1 pseudogene is annotated in these 573 nt (G+C 65.6%); it reads left to right on the forward strand.

The annotated features are described in order from the left end of the window. Positions 1 to 357: pseudogene (locus IG69_RS0119530) on the forward strand (integrase core domain-containing protein); the annotation flags it as partial. Between the last annotated feature and the right edge of the window lie 216 nt (positions 358 to 573).

Consider the following 573-nt stretch of genomic DNA (forward strand, 5'->3'; position numbering starts at 1 on the left):
GGACGACCCGTCCTCGTCACCATCCACCCAGGTGGACGACCCATGAACACCTCCACGATCGAGGTGTTGCGACGACCAGTTGAATCCGCCCAGTACACCGCCATCCGCTACGCCGACCGCCTCGCCGACGCCGGCGCCTTGGCCTCGATCGGCACCGTGGGCGACTCCTACGACAACGCCATGGCCGAGTCGATCATCGGCCTGTACAAGACCGAGTGCGTCCGCCGCGACGGCCCGTTCCGCACGGTCGACGACCTCGAGCTGACGACCCTGTCCTGGGTGCACTGGTTCAACGAGCACCGCCTGCACAGCGCTCTGGGATACCTCCCGCCCGCCGAGTACGAAGAGCACTACTACCGTCGAAACACCCCCCGACAGCAACCGCTACCCGGGAGAACCCGCCCTCCACTAAACCCGGGGCGGTTCAGACCGAGATCCTCATCCAAGCGGCCACATCTCAACCCCACCCGAACGCCGGGAACACCGCAGATGATCACGAGGGCCACTGGTTCATCCGGGATGTGAGAAGGGGACGGTGGACCGTGAGACCTCGACGACCGCATGGTCGTCGAG

The organism is Phycicoccus jejuensis, from assembly GCF_000720925.1.
In the GTDB taxonomy this organism is placed as follows: Bacteria; Actinomycetota; Actinomycetes; order Actinomycetales; family Dermatophilaceae; genus Phycicoccus; species Phycicoccus jejuensis.